Source organism: Candidatus Methylacidiphilales bacterium (genome assembly GCA_028713655.1).
Taxonomy (GTDB): Bacteria; Verrucomicrobiota; Verrucomicrobiia; order Methylacidiphilales; family JAAUTS01; genus JAQTNW01.
In genome coordinates this window covers 1-17,449 of record JAQTNW010000006.1, presented here as the reverse complement: position 1 = coordinate 17,449, position 17,449 = coordinate 1, and the positions used below count along the sequence as shown (strand labels likewise).

Annotated in this window: 15 protein-coding genes; 7 read left to right on the top strand and 8 right to left on the bottom strand. The window is 55.3% G+C overall.

What is annotated here, in order from left to right:
• Positions 1–11: 11 nt before the first annotated feature.
• Positions 12–686 carry a hypothetical protein gene (locus tag PHD76_03180; GenBank protein ID MDD5260830.1) on the bottom strand — a complete coding sequence of 225 codons (675 nt, stop codon included), beginning with the start codon at positions 684–686 and terminating at the stop codon, positions 12–14.
• A gap of 268 nt (positions 687–954) precedes the next feature.
• On the opposite strand from PHD76_03180, the gene PHD76_03175 reads away from it, so the two are divergent.
• The 6 genes from PHD76_03175 to PHD76_03150 all read left to right on the top strand — a co-directional run bounded on the left by PHD76_03175 (position 955) and on the right by PHD76_03150 (position 8,637).
• Entirely contained in the window at positions 955–1,581 is a 627-nt protein-coding gene (locus PHD76_03175; GenBank protein ID MDD5260829.1) for a TetR/AcrR family transcriptional regulator, read from the top strand.
• A gap of 5 nt (positions 1,582–1,586) precedes the next feature.
• Positions 1,587–3,083: a TolC family protein gene (locus PHD76_03170; GenBank protein MDD5260828.1), complete on the top strand. Its 1,497-nt coding sequence runs from the start codon at positions 1,587–1,589 to the stop codon at positions 3,081–3,083.
• Between the two features lie 31 nt (positions 3,084–3,114).
• The gene (locus PHD76_03165) at positions 3,115–4,218 is read left to right on the top strand and encodes an efflux RND transporter periplasmic adaptor subunit (GenBank protein MDD5260827.1); all 1,104 of its coding nucleotides are present in this window, start codon (positions 3,115–3,117) and stop codon (positions 4,216–4,218) included.
• Between the two features lie 2 nt (positions 4,219–4,220).
• The gene (locus tag PHD76_03160; GenBank protein MDD5260826.1) at positions 4,221–7,391 is read left to right on the top strand and encodes an efflux RND transporter permease subunit; all 3,171 of its coding nucleotides are present in this window, start codon (positions 4,221–4,223) and stop codon (positions 7,389–7,391) included.
• 44 nt (positions 7,392–7,435) lie between these two features.
• Positions 7,436–8,182: an NlpC/P60 family protein gene (locus tag PHD76_03155; GenBank protein ID MDD5260825.1), complete on the top strand. Its 747-nt coding sequence runs from the start codon at positions 7,436–7,438 to the stop codon at positions 8,180–8,182.
• A 143-nt stretch (positions 8,183–8,325) separates the two neighbouring features.
• Positions 8,326–8,637: an SWIB/MDM2 domain-containing protein gene (locus tag PHD76_03150; protein MDD5260824.1), complete on the top strand. Its 312-nt coding sequence runs from the start codon at positions 8,326–8,328 to the stop codon at positions 8,635–8,637.
• A gap of 92 nt (positions 8,638–8,729) precedes the next feature.
• Here the strand turns inward: PHD76_03150 and PHD76_03145 are convergent, their stop codons facing one another.
• The 7 genes from PHD76_03145 to PHD76_03115 all read right to left on the bottom strand — a co-directional run bounded on the left by PHD76_03145 (position 8,730) and on the right by PHD76_03115 (position 17,239).
• A complete protein-coding gene (locus tag PHD76_03145; GenBank protein ID MDD5260823.1) occupies positions 8,730–9,479 on the bottom strand; it encodes a glycosyltransferase in 750 nt (249 codons plus the stop codon).
• 12 nt (positions 9,480–9,491) lie between these two features.
• The gene (gene glmM, locus PHD76_03140) at positions 9,492–10,847 is read right to left on the bottom strand and encodes a phosphoglucosamine mutase (protein ID MDD5260822.1); all 1,356 of its coding nucleotides are present in this window, start codon (positions 10,845–10,847) and stop codon (positions 9,492–9,494) included.
• Positions 10,844–11,641 (bottom strand): diadenylate cyclase CdaA, encoded by a 798-nt coding sequence (gene cdaA / locus PHD76_03135; protein ID MDD5260821.1) that lies wholly within the window; start codon positions 11,639–11,641, stop codon positions 10,844–10,846. Before cdaA ends, glmM begins: the two co-directional genes overlap by 4 nt.
• Before the next feature lie 261 nt (positions 11,642–11,902).
• Positions 11,903–12,745: a dihydropteroate synthase gene (gene folP, locus PHD76_03130; protein ID MDD5260820.1), complete on the bottom strand. Its 843-nt coding sequence runs from the start codon at positions 12,743–12,745 to the stop codon at positions 11,903–11,905.
• Positions 12,746–12,954: 209 nt separating this feature from the next.
• Positions 12,955–15,039, bottom strand: coding sequence for an ATP-dependent zinc metalloprotease FtsH (ftsH, locus tag PHD76_03125; protein MDD5260819.1), 2,085 nt, complete (start codon positions 15,037–15,039; stop codon positions 12,955–12,957).
• A 73-nt stretch (positions 15,040–15,112) separates the two neighbouring features.
• The gene (locus PHD76_03120; GenBank protein MDD5260818.1) at positions 15,113–16,546 is read right to left on the bottom strand and encodes a DUF1266 domain-containing protein; all 1,434 of its coding nucleotides are present in this window, start codon (positions 16,544–16,546) and stop codon (positions 15,113–15,115) included.
• Positions 16,547–16,627: 81 nt separating this feature from the next.
• Positions 16,628–17,239, bottom strand: a complete 612-nt coding sequence (locus PHD76_03115) for an LON peptidase substrate-binding domain-containing protein (GenBank protein ID MDD5260817.1) — start codon at positions 17,237–17,239, stop codon at positions 16,628–16,630.
• A 101-nt stretch (positions 17,240–17,340) separates the two neighbouring features.
• Between PHD76_03115 and PHD76_03110 the strand changes: the two genes are divergently transcribed.
• A partial coding sequence (locus tag PHD76_03110; protein ID MDD5260816.1) for a rod shape-determining protein occupies positions 17,341–17,449 on the top strand: 109 nt, incomplete at its 3' end.

Below are 17,449 nucleotides of genomic sequence, written 5' to 3'. Positions count from 1 at the left end.
GCAGCGCCAGCTTACGGCTTTCCCTTTTCCGTGTCGGAAGGGGGTTCGTCCTGCTCCCCTTTCAAATTCTTCATTTCTTCCTTGTGCGCCTCGATGATTTCCCGGCTTTTGCCCTCATAATCAATCATCCAGATTTGCGGGTGCATGGGGCCATGCCAGTTGCCAGGGCGCTGTCCTTTGGAGTCATCGCCTGGTTCTCCGCCGGTCTTTTCAATGCCGGTGGACTTTGACGCCGCGTCATTGCCCGCTTGGCCCTGTTTGTTGCCGGATGATTCATCGCCGGGCTTTTCACCGCGGCGGGGTCCGCCTGGGGACAGTGTGAAAACCCCCTTCAACTTTTCCACATCAGGAGGTCCCATGCCAGGTCGGGGCATTTTACCGCCATATTTTTTCATGAGGTTACGGGCGTCCGTTGCGGGCGCCACCAGCATGATTTCACCGCCTGGAATGCCTTTGGAGCGGTCCCACGTCATCATGTGAAAAAAGGCAAGTTCGGGGATGGGACTCTTGAAATTCACCGGTTTCAAGTTCACGACATCCAGCGTGACCATTTGGCCTTGGAACGCGTCGGGTGTGGTCAAATAATAATCCGCTGAATAGGATGTATTGGCCCGCACGGAACTGGAACACCCGATCATCCACACAACGATCCCCAATAGAAGCAGAGCATTTGATTTGCTTTTCATAGATGTGATTAAACCCCGGTAATAAGCTTTAGTTGCACCCGTTTTATTGCCTGTTTTCCAGCAGAATCCAGTTTTCCTGGAAAATTTCCGACCATCCCGGTGATAGATTCCCTGCGCTGCAGGCTCCTTATTGGGGACTTTATTCCAGCGTGACTCCAAGTCGAGCCAGTTCTTCCTGGCGGTTCGCGCGGAGGATGTCCGCGTTGGCAATATTTAATGACGTTACGTATTTGACTATACCGACCAGTCGGTATAGTATGTATGGCCCATGAGCAAGCGTGTGTACCCATCAGCCCGGGAAAAAATTTTGGATGCCGCCGAGGATGTCGTCCTTGAACAGGGGGCCATCCATCTCACGCTCGACTCGGTCGCCAAGGCTTCGAAGCTGAGCAAGGGAGGATTGCTTTATCATTTCCCCAGCAAGGCCGCCTTGCTGGAGGCGCTCATGCGCCGAATCGTGAATTTGTGGGTGAGCCGGGTCGAAGCCCATGCCGCCACGCTTCCCCCCGGTCCCTGCCGGAAAGCACGCGCCATTTATAACAGTTATTTCAGCAACGTGCCCGAAAGCCGGCGGCGGAGGCAACGCCTGTTCGTGGCCCTGGCTGCGGCCAAAACCCATCAACCCAGTCTCATGGACATTCCGCGCCAGACGTATGCGGGTTTTTTAAAGGAATTCGAGGAGGAAGGGGAAAATGTCGGGAGTTCCCTTGTAATGTTGACGGCTTTGGACGGCATCTGGTGGTCGCATATTTTTGGCACCTACGCGCTCAATCCCATGCAGGAACAGGCGCTGAAGCGTGAACTGCAAAAGCTGCTGGGTCTGCCGGCATCAGCGAACCGCGCAAATCCCAGGGCCTCAAAAAAAACCTCCAAAGCAAAACTTCAAACCGCCTGAACTCCATGCACAGAGGTTGTATATTGATATTTTGGGCTTACGCCGCCTGCATCGGGCCGGCTGCGGCGCTGGCGTCTGAAAAAGGGGATGCCGGCAAACCGCCAACCAACGCCAACGAACCGTATTCGGGTGAAGGCGCGGGCCTGCCGTCCTCCGAGCGTCCGGCCCCGGCGCCAAAAGATTTTGAAGACCCGGCCAAAGTCTGGACCTTGCCGGAACTGCTGGATGAAGCATTGAAACACAATCCCGCCACGACCCAGGCGTGGGAGCAGGCCAATGTGGCAGCCGCGCAGGTTGGCGTTGCAAAAGCGGCTTATTGGCCGACAGTTGATTTGGCTGTGGCCGGCGTGGCCTCACATACCGGAACCCCAAACTATCCGGGTACGCAGGAGAACAACCAAATCAGCGTGACGCCGCAGTTGCAGATCCAATACCTGTTGCTGGATTTTGGCGCGCGCAAGGCAAACGTGGAGCAAAACCGGTTTAATCTTCTCAGCCAGAATTTCACATTCAACAAGTCGCTCCAGGCGGTGACGCTGGCGGTCATGAGCGCCTACTACAATCTGGATGGGGCAAAGGCCGCGGTGAAAAATGCCGAAAGCGCGCTGGCCCTGAGCGAGGCAAGCCTGCGTTCGACTGAAATCAAGTTGAAGGCCGGGCTGGGCACGAGCACGGATGAAGCGCAGGCGAAGCAGAGCGTCGAGCAAAGCAAGTTTAATTTGGAAAGCGCGCGCGGGGCTTTGAGCACGGCTGAAATCCAAATGGCAGGCAGCCTGGGGCTTCCCGGCAACACGAAGTTGGAGGTGGCGCCGCCGTCCAATGCCCCCTCGTTGGCGGTGCTGGAAGAGGAAGTTGACAAGCTGATTGATCTGGCCTTCAAGCAGCGTCCGGATCTGGCTTCCAAATACAATGCCTGGCGGTCGAAGCTGGCGGCTGTGGACCAGGCGGAAGCGAACCGCTGGCCCGCTTTGACGGTTGGCGCCAATCTGCAGCGTTCTTATTACCAGGCAGACGTCAGCGGCGGGAACAAAAACTTCAACGGTTCCGGACATGATGACGGCGCTTCTGTGAATCTGACGTTCGGTTTTGGATTGTTTGACGGAGGCGGCAGGGACTATCAGGTTAAAGCCGCCAGGCATGCCGCTGAAGCGGCAAAGGCCGATCTGGCGGCCAGCGAGTTGGGAGTCATTTCGGATGTCGTAAGCAATTTTGTCGCCTTTAAAACCTCGGCGAAGCAGGTTGACGCGGCGCAAGCGCTGCTCGAGGCCTCGCAAAAGAGTTATGATTCAATCCAGATCAGCTATCGGAGCGGATTGAAAAACCTCATCGATCTGCTGACGGCGCAAAGCAACCTCGCATTGGCTCAATCCAGCCTTTCCCAAGCCCGATCAGGGCTGTTTACCGCGTCTGCGAACCTGGCCAACGCGACGGGTTCCGTCATGACAACGGCGTCCGTTCAGCAAAGCGCAAGCACAGGTACCGCCGCAGATCCGGCCCGATAAAATGATGACAAAGTTTCCATCAAAAATGTTAGTGCGTGGAATTTACTTCGGAACCGCGGGGTTGCTGTTTGCCTTGTTGCCCCTGGCCTGTGAACGCAAGGCGGATGTACCGCCTCCACGCCTCCCGGTCAATGTCTCGACGGCATTGGCTGTCTCCAAGCCCGTTCCGCTGTATATTGATGAAATCGGGACCTGTGTTGCGCTTCAAAGCGTTTCAATCCTGCCGCAAGTGTCGGGCGCCATAGCGAAAATCCACTTCGAGGACGGGGCCGAATTGAAGCAGGGAGACCCGCTTTTTACGATCGATCCACGTTTGTTCGAGGCGGCTCGTGATAAAGCTGAGGCCACACTTCTGTCGGATCAAGCCACTCTTGAGCTCAATAGAGCCCAGCTCAAGCGAAGCCAGGAACTGGCACAGGGAAACTACATCTCCGCACAGGACCTGGAGAATCTTAAAACAACCGTGGCCACCAGCGAAGCGGTTGTACAGGGGGACCGTGCAGCTCTGAAAACCGCACAGATCAACCTCGAGTACTGTACGATGAATTCGCCCATCGATGGCAAGGCGGGAATACATCAGGTTGATATTGGCGCAGTTGTGACAGCTTACAGCAACACTCCACTGGTGTCCATCCAGAGGCTGGATCCGCTGTACGTGGATTTTGTAGTCGCGGAAACGGATCTGCCGCAAGTCCGCAATTATTTCAAAACCGGCGCGCTTAAGGTGGAAGTTTATTATCCGGAGGCGGAACAAAAAAAGCGCAGCGGCGAACTGTTCTTTTTGGATAACGCAGTGCAAACAGGTTCCGGTACGGTCAAACTCAGGGCCATATTGCACAACGAAGACCATTTCTTTTGGCCTGGCCAGTTTGTGAATGTTCGCCTCCTGCTCGACACCATCCAGAATGCAGTGCTGGTGCCGTATGAGGCGGTGCAGGTAGGGAACAACGGGCCATTTGCCTTTATTGTCAAAGGGGATAACACGGTTGAATTGCGATTCGTGAAACCCGGGCAACGCCAGGGCGATCAGATTGTGGTCAGCGATGGAATCAAGCAGGGTGAAATGGTGGTTGTGACCGGCCAGCTTTCCCTCGCCCCCGGAGCCAAGGTCATGCCCTCAGCGGCGACGAAATAAAAATGGCCAGCCTATCCGAACCCTTTGTCCGCCGTCCCGTGATGACCATGCTCCTCACGGCGTCGGTGATTCTTTTCGGTGTGCTTTGCTATCTCAAGCTCCCGGTCAACGATCTGCCGGCGGTTGATTTCCCGGTCATCAGCGTCACGGCGAGCTACCCGGGGGCAACCCCAAAAACGATGGCGAACAACGTGGCCACTCCGTTGGAGAAGCAGTTTCTGCAAATTCCCGGCCTGCAGTTGATCACATCCAACAGCACGCAGGGCAACACCGCACTGACTCTGCAATTTGCATTGAATAAGAGTGTGGATGCCGCGGCCACGGACGTGCAGGCGGCCATCAGCCAAACCACGGGCAGCCTCCCGGTGGATATGCCATCACCCCCCACGCTCGCGAAGCACAACCCGAATGACCAGCCCGTCATGTATCTTACACTGACAAGCGACTCGCTGACGGGCGGGCAGCTTTACGATTATGCCACAAGCCAGGTGGCGCAACGTATCAGTATTCTTCCCGGCGTTTCGAGGGTGGATGTTTTCGGCTCGAAGTCCGCCGTGCGCATCAAGGCGGATCCGGCGAAGCTTGCGATACGCGGGCTAACGCTGGATGATCTTGCCCAGGCAATCCAGGCTGGGACGAGCTACCAGGGCGCGGGGCAGTTTGACGGTGCGCATCGCACCTTTTTGCTGCAGCCACAGGGCCAACTCGACAACGCGACCGGCTATGAAAACCTGATCATCGGAGGGAAAACGGGCGCGCCGATTTACCTGCGCGATGTGGCCGGTGTGGTGGACTCGCTCCAGGACGAACGCCAGGAACGGCATTTCTTTGTACGCGGCCATCCTATCCCGGCGGTGAACGTGGTGCTCGCTGTTTCGCGCCAGGCGGGAAGCAATGCGGTGGCCATCTCGCAGTCAGTCAGAAATCTGCTTCCACTGTTTAAACGGGAACTGCCCGGCTCAATCCAGCTTATTCCTGTCTATGACCGCTCCATTACGGTTCAAAATTCCGTCAATGACGTGAAACAAACCCTGCTCCTGGCATTTTCGCTTGTGGTGATAGTCATTTTCGTTTTTCTAGGACGCGCCAGCGATACGCTCATCCCGGTTGTCGCGCTCCCGCTGTCGATGTTGCTGACTTTTCTGATCATGTACATACTTAAGTACAGCATCGACAACCTTTCGCTTCTTGCGCTTACGCTGTCCATCGGGTTCCTTGTCGATGACGCAATTGTATTTTTGGAAAATGCGGTGCGGCGAATGGAAGCCGGCGAGGGGGCTTTGGAAGCGTCCTTGAACGGGGCAAAGGAAATCAGCTTTACCATTCTATCCATGACCCTGTCACTGGCTGCGGTGTTTATTCCGCTGGTTTTCATGCCCGGGCTTTTGGGCCGGCAGTTGCAGGAGTTTGCCGTCACGATTATTATTTCAATTCTTGCCTCGGGTATCGTCTCTCTTTCGCTGACGCCGCTGATGTGCTCAAGGATGCTGGTGAAGCATGAAAAGGGGAAAAAGACATGGATGGAAACAATTTCCAATAAAACCATCGGACGGGTGATCAAAGGTTACGGCGGCTCCCTGCATTTCTTTCTCAATCACAAATGGATTTCCGCACTCGCCTGGGTTGTTTGCATGATCGGTACGATTTTATTGTTTCAAGCCGTGCCGAAGTCCTTGTTGCCAGTCGGCGATAGCGGTTTTATCCGAGGCATCTTTCAAGCGCAGGAAGGAAGTTCTCCCGAGCAAATGCACGCCTACCAAAAGCAGGTGGATGAAATATTAAAAAATGACGACGCAGTTGATATTGGCATCACGGTTGCCGGACGAACCGGTCTGGCGGCGCCCTCACAGGCTTTCACACTCGGCTTTCTAAAGCCTCGCGATGAGCGGCCACCGATCCAAATTGTGATGGCGCGATTGTCGCAGAAGATCGCGCAGATTCCCGGGATATTGCCGTACTTGCAGGCGAACCCAACGTTGCAAATCAGCACTGGAGCCACTGCGACAACCCAGGGGAAATTCACATACTCGTTGACAGGCATCAATCCGGATGAAGTTTACAAGGCTTCAGAGGATATCGTTGCAAAACTGCGAGCCTATCCAGGCATTGCGAATGGCGGATTTGTCAATTCCGATTTAAAGATGAACACGCCGAATCTGGAGATCGATATCCTGAGGGATCAGGCGTCAAGCTATGGAGTCACCGCGCAGGCCATCCTGAATGCGCTGCGGACTGCCTATTCCCAGAACTATATTTATCTTATCAAGAAGGTGACGGACCAATACCAGGTCATCATTGAGATTGATGACAAGGAACGAGGGAGGCCGGATGACCTCCAAAAACTTTACATTCGTTCCGGAACTGGAGCACTCGTGCCGATTAAAGCCGTTGCGAAGTGGCATGAAGTGCTCGGACCCCAGTCGATCAACCACATCAACCAGTTCCCGTCCGTGACGATTTTTTTCAACCTTGGACCGGACGCGGTCATCGGTGATGCGACAAAATATCTTGAAAAAACAGCCGCTGAAACCCTTCCACTGACCGTGACAGGCAGCTTGCAGGGCGAAGCGCAGGTTTTCAAGGAAACGATCAACAGTCTGGCCATTCTCTTCCTTTTGGCCATTTTCTGCATGTATGTGATTCTGGGTATCCTTTACGAAAGTTATGTCCATCCCATCACCGTTCTCTCGTCGCTGCCTGTCGCAATGGTCGGTGGTCTTGCGACATTGCTAATCTTTGGCCAGGAGCTTTCGCTCTATGCGGATGTCGGCTTGTTCCTGCTCGTGGGCATTGTAAAAAAGAACGGTATCATGATGATTGATTTTGCCCTCCAGCGCATGGCCCAGGGGCTTGACCGTACCGCAGCCGTGCATGAGGCTTGTGTCGAACGGTTCCGGCCTATCATGATGACGACGTTTGCCGCGCTCATGGGCTCGCTGCCACTTGCGTTCGGACATGGGGCCGACGGCAAGACGCGCCAGCCGCTTGGATTGATCATTGCCGGGGGGCTCGTGGTTTCTCAACTCATTACGCTGTTCGTAACGCCTGCGCTGTTTCTGTATCTTGAGGAATTCCAGGAAAATGTGCTGGATCGCTTCGCCTTTCTGCGCACCCATCGCAAGACATGTGTTGTGGTGCCGCACAGTCCCGCTCCCTTGGGCGGGGAGAATTAAAATAGAGAATACGGGGGTAGAGCGCCAGAATTTGATTCTGTGGCATGCCGCCGTTTTTCATTACAGGCGTCATGATTGAGTATTTTGAAACATGGCGTATTGTGTCATCCTATATGATGCGAACGGCTGCTGTTATATTGCTTTGTTGGCTGGTTCCGTATTTGCAGGCGCAGGATGCAATCGTCCCAACACCAGCCCCGTTGACGCCCACGTTGCCGGAGCCCCGTCCGGAGCTTCAGCCCGACAGCCCGCCGCCGGTAGCTTTGAGATTTTTTACAAAAAACCCGCCGGCCATCCAGGCGTTGATCCGCAAATGTTTCGAATTGGATGCGCTGAAATTGGGATATGTTTATGGATCAGCCGATCCAAAAAACGGGGCCATGGATTGTTCGGGCACGATATTTTATCTTTTGCAACAGGCGGGATTCAAGGATGTGCCGCGGCAGGCCGATGGCTTTTATCGGCAGGCATGGGAGGCGGGACTCTTTTTTGCCGTCAACGCAGCGGGATTTGACTCCTTCGAATGGAAACATTTGCGTCCGGGCGACCTGCTGTTCTGGACCGGTACTTATGATGTCAAGCGCGACCCGCCGGTCTCGCATGTCATGCTTTACCTGGGCGAGGAGGAGGGCACGGGGCGGAAATTGATGTTTGGTGCCAGCGAGAACCGCCCGTATGGCCATGAACGGAAGTCCGGTGTGGGAGTATTTGACTTTGACCTTCCGAAGCCCGAAAAGTCCGGCACGGCCGCCCGGTTTATCGGCTATGCCCATATTTTGGGGTTGCAGTAAGGGTCGTGGAGCGCGTCCGGCGTCTTGGAATTGGCAAGCCTGTTTGCAGCGCGGCAGGGGCGGGGAAACCGGGAGATTCCGGGGCCAGTGCATAAATCAACTTCATGGCTTGCCATGTGTCGGTTCCGTGGCACACTTTTTCGATGGCAACCAAAAAGAAAAGCAAAGTAAAAGCAAAGAAATCAACCGCTAAAAAATCCGCCCGCAAACCCAATGCGGCGTTTATGAAAGCGGTCCAGCCCGACGCACTTCTGGCAGCAGTCGTTGGCTCCAAACCGCTGCCAAGAACCGAGCTCACCAAAAAGCTCTGGGACTACATCAAGAAAAACAAACTGCAGGACGCAAAAGTCCGGACCAACATCAATGCCGATGACAAACTGAAAGCAGTTTTCAACGGCAAGAAGACGGTCAGCATGTTTGAAATGACAAAGCTGGTTTCCGGCCACGTAAAATAATCTGACTTCAACCTGTCTGGCGGGGGCGTGTCTTACGGGCGCGCCCCCGCCATTTTTTTGCTGAAGGGTCGCCCGCTATTGCGGCTTTGTGGTCAATGGAGCCGCTTCCGCTTGGCGGATTTTTTCCTGCGCGGGCGGCTCGGAGCTTTCAGCCGGGCCCGGTAATACCAGTGGTGCAGGATCGCCGGGTTGAGCCCCATATAAAACAGGGCGGCAAACAACCCATTCAGCACCAGGGCATGCCGGCTTCCCATGCCGTTGAAACGAAGACCCGATGAAGTCAACGGGGGATCGAGGAGGACGACTTTCCCCAAGCTTCGCAAGCGGCCGGAAAATTCAAGATCTTCCATCAACGGAATGTCAGCGAACCCCCCCATTTTTTGAAATATCCAGGCCTTCACAAAAATGGATTGATCCCCCAGCAGCGGTCCGGCGGCGGAATTCAAAAATCGCAGCAGAGGTTCCCAACGCCGCATCCACGGACGGCGCTTGTCAAAATGCCTGTGAAAGGCGCCGCCTGTTATGTCCTTATTCCCTGCGATTTCGAGCAAGGCCTTGAGATGCTTTCTGCGGAATTCCGAATCCGCATGGTGAAAGCAAAGCAACGATCCACGGGCCACTGCCGCTCCCGCATTCATTTGGGCGCCGCGCGAAGGATGGGCGCATCGCACCAGTCGCATTTTCCCGCGCCGCGCCAATTGAACAAGTTCCTCCGAAGGGTCCACCGCGGCAACTATCCATTCCGCCGAATCCGGCTGAAGCGGAAAGCCTTTCACCAAACTGGCTGCCATCCGGTTGTCTTCCCAGACCGGCATGATGAAACTGACAACGGGTCGTGGCATATTTTTACTTTCTTAAAGCAGGCCGGGAGAGTTCTCCAGGGCCGCCAGAATCCGCCGCGCCTGGCTTTCCATTCCCTCTGTTTCGGATTTTTCCAGCAGGATGCGGATTTTGTTTTCAGTACCCGAATAACGTACCAGCACGCGGCCCTTGCCGGCCATTTCATTTTCAACTTCGGCAATCGCCGCCCGCACCTTGGGCAATTGTTCCAGTGGCTTTTTTTCACGAACCTTGAGATTATAAAGCTTCTGTGGATATTTTCGCATGGCGCGGCGCAATTCCTTCAAGGGCCGTCCGGATTCCACCAGCACTTTCAAAATCTGCAGCGCGCTGAGCAATCCGTCGCCCGTCGGCAGATAATCCAGAAACAACATGTGCCCCGATTGTTCCCCGCCAATGGCATAACCTCCCGCACGCATGGCTTCGAGCACATAGCGGTCGCCGACCGCCGTCCGCTCCAGACGACCGCCGGCTTTGCGAAGCGCCTCATCCAGCCCGAGATTGCTCATCACAGTCGCAACAACGGTGCTTTTCCGCAAGGCGCCTCTGGAGATTGCGTGAAGACCCGCGATTGCCAACAGTTCGTCGCCGTCAAGGGGATCGGCATCCTCGTCGAGAATTACAACCCGGTCAGCGTCACCGTCATGGCAGATGCCAATGGCGCCGGGATATTTTTTTAAATCGGATTGCAACGCCTCCGGATGCAGGCTCCCGCAGTTTAGATTGATATTTTCACCGTTGGGTCGGGATGCGGATTCGCTTACCTGCGCGCCGAGCCCGGTCAAAATCCAGGGCGTACTTTTCCAGGCGGCGCCATGCGCGGTATCCACACAAATCCGCAAACCCGCGAGCGAAAATGACTGGGGAAGGCTTTGTTTCAGGGTTTCCCGGTAAGCCTGCAAGCTGGCGGGATCGGCTTCAAAATCGGGTTTCGGGCTGCTGAATGAATGGGGGGCTTCCTGCGCGGCATCGATTGCGGCCTCCAGCTTTTCCTCCTCCTCGTCCGGCAGTTTGAAACCGTCCGGCCCGAAAAATTTGATGCCGTTGTCCTCATAGGGATTGTGGGAGGCGCTGATCATGACCCCTGCGGAGGCCCCAAGCTTGACGGTGAGCATCGAGACAGCCGCTGTCGGCAGGACGCCGATCCGGCGCGTTTGTGCGCCGCCGTCTACCAATCCCTGACATAACGCAGACTCCAATACAGGGCCGGATTTGCGTGTGTCGCGTCCGACGACAAACAACGGCGCGGCAAGCGAGGCGCCGAAATGTTTTGCTGCCGCAAGCCCGCAGCGGTAAACAAATCCCGGCGTCATGGGTTCGCGTCCGAACTCGCCGCGAATGCCGTCGGTGCCAAACCACTTTCGTTTCAAGCCGCTTTCCCCTGCTTTTTTCTGCGCGTGTGGGGCTTCTTGACGATGGAAGACCTGGAGGAGGTTTGCCCGACCAGCAATTCCGTCAGGCGTTGCCTGAGTTCGTCCGGTGTCAGGCGGCGTTCCAGTTTTCCGTTCAATGCGATTGAAATTTCACGCCGCTCCTCGGACAAGATGACGGCAACGGCATCGCTCTCCTCGGTAATGCCAAGTCCTGCGCGGTGGCGCAGTCCCAAGTTGCGGTCCAAATCCTGGCGCTGCGTCAAAGGGAAGATACAGCCGGCTGCAACCAGCCTGTCGCCCCTGATGATCACGCCGCCATCGTGCAACGGGGTTTTGTCAAAAAACAGGGTGGTCAATAATTCCTCGGATACTTTGCCATCAATCAGCACCCCGCTCTCGCGTGTCTGGGTGTTGCTCATCGACCTCTCGACGGCAATAATGGCGCCGAGCTCCTTTTCCTGAAGTTCGGAGATGGAGCGTACGACGCTTTCGATCAGCAACTGCTGGTTGGAATTATGTTTTTTGGAAAAAAGCCGGGCCACCTCAAAAAGAAAACGGCGCAATTCCGGTTGAAAAACAACAGCCAAAGCCAGGATCACAATGGCATAAGAGGTGTTCAAAATCGTAGCGATGAGGTTTACATGCAGCCCTGCAGCCAGCAGGGCAAGGCCCAGGACGAAAAGGAAGCCCAGTAAGACCCGTACGCCCCGCGTGACGCGGGAAGCGTTTCGGAAATACAAAAATACGGCTCCCAAGAGGGAAATGCCGGCCAATAATTGCAACCAGTCCATAGAACTTATGTATTGGGCAGGTCAGGCCCTGTCCTTGATTTCATGATGTTCGCGAACTTAGCCTGCCTTCCCATGGATGGGAACGCAGGTGCCACGAACATACAAACTATGGCAAAACCGCCTCAAAATAAAGAAGTTCCGTTAAAAAATCCTCATTCAGACGGTTTTGCCATTAACCCGGATGTCGCTGGCTCCTGTTACTGTTCCGTTTTGGCGCTGGACACTTTGCTGAGGTTTTGAAAAACGTGTGAAACATCCGGGTTAGTGCAGATCAAGCCGGAACCACATATCGAGAAATTTCGCGTATTCCTCCACTTCATGTACCCGCCAGATTTGCGGCAGGCCCGATTCCAGCAAACGAGCGTGAAGGGAAAGCGATCCTGTAAGCCTATCATCTGGCTCAACATTTAAAATCTTGGAAATAAAGGATTTTCTGGAAATGCCCCACAGGATCGGCCTGCCAAGCTTCCCCCATGTTTCGTGTGCGGCGATCAGCTTAAGGTTATGCTCCGGAGATTTTCCAAATCCGATGCCGGCGTCGAAGACCAGCCTGTCGGAATTGATTCCCGCAGACTCGAGCCGCGTTTGAAGTCCGGCCAGAAAATCATAAACCTCGGCCACCACATCCGCATATTTTACGTTGAGTTGCATCCGATCCGGACGGTCGAGGCTGTGCATGGCCACATAACCGGCCTGCGAGTTGCTCAGCACTTCCAACATGCCCGGACTCCAGCGCCCGGCGCTGACGTCGTTCACAATCGCCGCCCCGGCTTTCAGGGCTTCAAGCGCCACCCGCGCCTTGTAGGTATCAACTGAAATCAACATGTGAGGCAGGCGTCTGTGTATTGCCTCGATGACCGGAATCACCCGCCGCAGTTCCTCCTCTTCCTCCACGGGTGTTGCGCCTGGACGCGTGGACTCTCCCCCGACGTCCAGGATATGGGCTCCCGCAGTCGCCATTTCCTCCGCCCGCGCGAGTGCGTCGCCCAAGCGGAAATGCGAGCCGCCGTCCGAAAAGGAATCGGGCGTGATATTCAGGATACCCATCAGAACCGGTCTGTTGCCGATCTCCAATGATCCGTGGGCATGTTGCCAAAGCATCATATAAGTTACGTGCGGGTTTATCCGTACAGGAGAAGGGGTCTGTCAACTATTCTTGACAGAAGCTGAGCGGATGGCAAGATAAGCCGATGGCGCGACAACTCCGGATTGAATATGGCGGGGCTTCCTACCACGTCATGGCCCGGGGAAATGTGCCCACAAACGAAAGGAAATTTGTCAAGAATAGTTGACAGACCCCTTTCATGGTCGAATCAGACGCCGGCGGGGGCGCCTTGGAGGCCGGGCAGGAGGCCGTCGTTGTCCTTGGGGTCCTTGACGGGCTTTCCGCCCCCCAACGGTTCCTGCGGATTGGGCTGCGAGGGAGGCGTCAATGTTTTGTGAGGCGGCTCCTGCATGCGGCCCAGCTTGACGATGTCATCGACCTGTTTGCCGTCGAGCGTCTCATATTCGATCAGCGCCTTGGCGATGGCTTCGACTTTGTCCTTGTTTTCGGTGATGATCGTTTTGGCGCGGTCATGGGCTTCGTTAACCAGGCTCAGAACTTCCCGGTCGATTTCCTCGGCGGTGGCTTCGCTGTAATCGCGCGGGCGCGAAATGTCGCGGCCCAGGAAAACATAATCCTGGTGTGTGCCGTATTCGACCATGCCCAATTTTTCGCTCATGCCCCATTCGCAAACCATCTTGCGCGCGATGGCGGTGACCTGGCGGATGTCCATGGCGGCGCCGCTGCACACATCGCCCAGCAACACCTCCTCGGCCACGCGGCCTCCCATGGTCATGCACATGATGTCGCGCAATTTACGGCGGTAATAGCTCCAGACATCGCCTTCGGGGAGCGACATGGTCACGCCGAGCGACGGGCCGCGCGGGATGATCGTGACTTTGTGCAGGGGATCGGTATGTTCCAATAAAATGCTGAGGATGGCGTGGCCGGCTTCATGATAGGCGGTGTTCCGTTTCTCGGCTTCGCTCATGGCGAGGCTGCGGCGTTCACGGCCCCAGCGGACCTTGTCCCGGGCCTCTTCCAGATCGGGTTGTTCGATGGCTTCCGCATTGCGTCGGGCGGCCAGCAGGGCGGCTTCGTTGATCAGATTGGCCAGTTCGGCTCCCGAGAAGCCGGGTGTTCCACGGGCGATGACCGCCCAGTTCACCTTGTCTGAAACTTTGACTTTGCCCGAATGCACCTGGAGGATTTGCTCGCGTCCCTTGACATCCGGCAGGCTTACGTTGACCTCGCGGTCGAAACGGCCTGGGCGGAGTAGAGCGGGGTCGAGCACGTCCTTGCGGTTGGTGGCGGCGATGATGATGACGCCCTCCTGGGTGTCGATGCCGTCCATTTCCACCAGCAAAGCGTTAAGGGTTTGTTCGCGTTCGTCATGTCCGCCGCCGAGGCCATGGCCGCGGCTGCGCCCAACGGCGTCGATTTCGTCGATGAAGACCAGGCACGGAGCGGATTTGCGGCCCTGCTCGAACATGTCGCGCACGCGGGAAGCGCCGACGCCGACGAACATTTCCACAAAGTCGGAGCCGCTGATGCCGTAGAACGGCACGTCGGCCTCGCCCGCAATGGCTTTGGCCAGCAGGGTTTTTCCCGTGCCGGGAGGTCCCACCATGAGGACGCCTTTGGGAATCCGGCCGCCGAGGCGCTGGAATTTTTTCGGGTCCTTGAGAAATTCGACAATTTCCTTCACTTCCTCCTTGGCCTCGTCCACACCGGCGACGTCCTTGAATGTGATGCGGTTTTTGTCCTTGTTCAGGATCTTTGCCTTGCTGCGCCCGAAATTGAAGGCTGATTTTCCCGCCATCCGGAGCTGTTGCCGGAAGAGCAGATACATCACCACGATGAAAAGAACGAAGGGGAGCATGCCGAGAATGGTTTGCCAGATGGTGTTATCGACATTGATCTGGGGGACCTTGTCAAAGCCGGCATTTTTCAGGACATCCAGCAGATCTTTTTGGAAGTTCAGGTTGACTGAAACGCGGTAGCGTTCCGGCGCGGGGCTTCCCTTGGCAACCGGCTGGCCGGAATTGGATTTGAGTTTGCCTTTTAAATAGACGGCAGTGGGTGAAAAGGAAGGTTCCGTCACCAAAGTGACGGTTTCGATTTTTTTATCGTTCAATAGTTGGGAAAATTCCTGGAAATTATATTCCTTTTCGGAGCCATCCATTTTGCCCTGTCGTGCGTAGAAGGCCAGGAGCAGGACTGAAGAGGCAACCAGCATCAATACCAACCCTCTCCAGTTGGAGGGTTGCGGGGCGTTTCCATTGTCTCCATTTTTTCGAATGGGGGCCTTGGGAAGCTTGGGCGGGCGCGGCGGCTGGTTTTGTGACGACATTATGTATCAGGCTACCACAGTAGGTTTGCTTTTGCAACCGGCAGAGCATCAGGAGCAAACAATAAATGGCCTGCTACTGAAGCGGTGTTTGCCAGGGTAGTTTGGCCCAGGGGCTGGCCGGTTCAGAGGGATCGAGCAATCTTTCCTGCAAATAGGACATTCTGTCCTGGGGTTCCTTCTGCCAAATGACCCTGCCCAGAATATAATCATCCGACATCTCTTTCCATGAGCAATAGGTCGATTGCAGCTTGCGGGCTGCCGGGAAAATATGCTGCCAGGCCTCCTCTTCGGAAATGTAACCGGCATGATGGCACCAGCCGGCCAAATTGATGATCCGGCAATAATCCCAGGCCAGCAAATTTTTGGCCTTGTGCCGGGTTGATTCCTGCCGGATCGTGGCGATTTCCTCTGCAGTAAACCGGCCATGCAGGGAACGTTTCCCTCTGCTGAGCAGATATTCCTGAATAATAATCCAGGCCCGAGCCAATCCTTCCGGAGGTTGGGATTCCGGCTTTGAATTTTGTATTTCCTCAAGGTATTTGCGGTAATTCACCCGGTGCCCGTCCTTTTCCAGCCACTTTAATTCCTTGATGGCGGCTTTCCTGTCCTTTACGCCCCACCAGTAGTCAAGCCTGCGCCGGTTGCTTTCGACATTTTTCCCAGGAGGATAGCCTCCAAGCCATTCGCAGCTTTCATAATTGCTAAAGGTCAGCAGGGCTGCAGCCGACAGGCACCAGTGGCGGTTTGTGACGAGTTTGGTGTTGGAAGATATGTTAGGAAGTTTTAAACAGGTCTTTTTCGCGATCGCACCCGCCTTTACGAGCCGGTTCATGAGTTCCACGTGCGCCCATTCGGCTGCATGGGCATAGGGCGTTTTCCCCTCTTTGTCGGGCAGATTGGGATTGGCTTTGTAGGAAAGGAGGATTTCCATCATTTCAGGCAAATCGTTTTCCGCGGCGTAGGATAACGCAGTTTCCCCATCCCGTCCGGGCAGATCAACGGGAACCTTTCGTTCCATGAGCCTGCGAACGGCCTCCCTGCCATCGTATCCTGCCGCCCATGTCAGGTAATTGTCCCCAAATTTGTCTGAGGCTTTCAGGCTGTTCGAATCCTGCATGGCATCCAATAAAAGCAATGCGCTTGCCTGGTGCCTGCCGATCAAGGCGAAGGTCAAGGCCGTCCTGTTGTCCTTGTTGCTGACTGCAGGGTCCGCCCCTTTTGCCAGCAAAAAGCGAACGACATCGGTTTGCCCGGTGTCGGCCGCATTCATCAGAGCGGTCTCGGTATAGCTGTTGCGGTATGTCAAGGAAGCCCCCTGGGAAAGTGACATCTCCACAGCCGGCAAATCACCCTTGCGGCAATACTCCACGAGATTTTCGTTCAGGGAATTTGACTTTTCTTCGTTGACGCCGGTCTGTGCCGCACGCAGCGGCAAGCCGGACAGGCAGATGCAGGCCAGGATTGAAGCGATCCATGAGGCAAGACGCATAACGTCCCGATCATTCACAAATTAAATCCAACAGGCAATGGGGAAAGAGGGGTGAACCGGAGGGAACCGTTGCGGAAAGTGAGTTGGGCGGGTTAAGTATTAAGGTCGGCTTTGTTCGGCCTGCAGGGAATCGGCCAGAATGCCGAGGCGCTGTTCCACGTCGTTGGATTCAATGATTCTTTGTTTGCGCTGGGTACAATGGATAAAGCTGCCGGCCACGACGTCCACCAAGGTATTGTAATCCTGCAGGCTGGAGAGGAAGTTAAAAAGCTCCTCGGGCAGCCTTTCGCGGTATTGGGGAGAATCATGGACGGTTTTCAGCACCCGTTCGGCGAGGGCCTTTGCCTGGCGCAGGTTGAGAGGGCCATCGGAGCAGACCGGTATTGGGCGTCCTGTATAATAAGGCTGGGTTCGAGTAAAGGTTGGGAAATGGACGCGGTGGATGCCTTGGAGGATCAAGTTGGAGGTGCCGTCCTTGTTTTGGACGCAGGCTCGGATCAGTCCAATTCCGCCTGTATGGGCGGGAATGGGCCGGTTTTGTTCATAATCGGCAGGAACAGCCTGGCAAAGGGCGAACATGCGCTGGCCGGCGAGGGCCTGTTGGAGCATAACCCGGTAGCGGGGTTCGAAAATATGAAGGGGGATGAGGCTATGGGGAAAAAAGACGATCCTGGGCAGGACCATGATTCCGACCTCATCGGGAAGTTGCATGACATAACTTAATGCAGCTTGTTGACACTTGCAATCGGCACCGATTTTGCTTTAAGGTTTACGCGTGCAAAGGTCGGCTCATAGAATTTTTTTATAACATCATGATTAATAGATTATTAGGACTGTTTTCCAGCGACATCGGAATTGATTTAGGAACGGCGAATACTTTGATTTATGTCAAGGATCGCGGGATTGTTTTGCGCGAGCCCT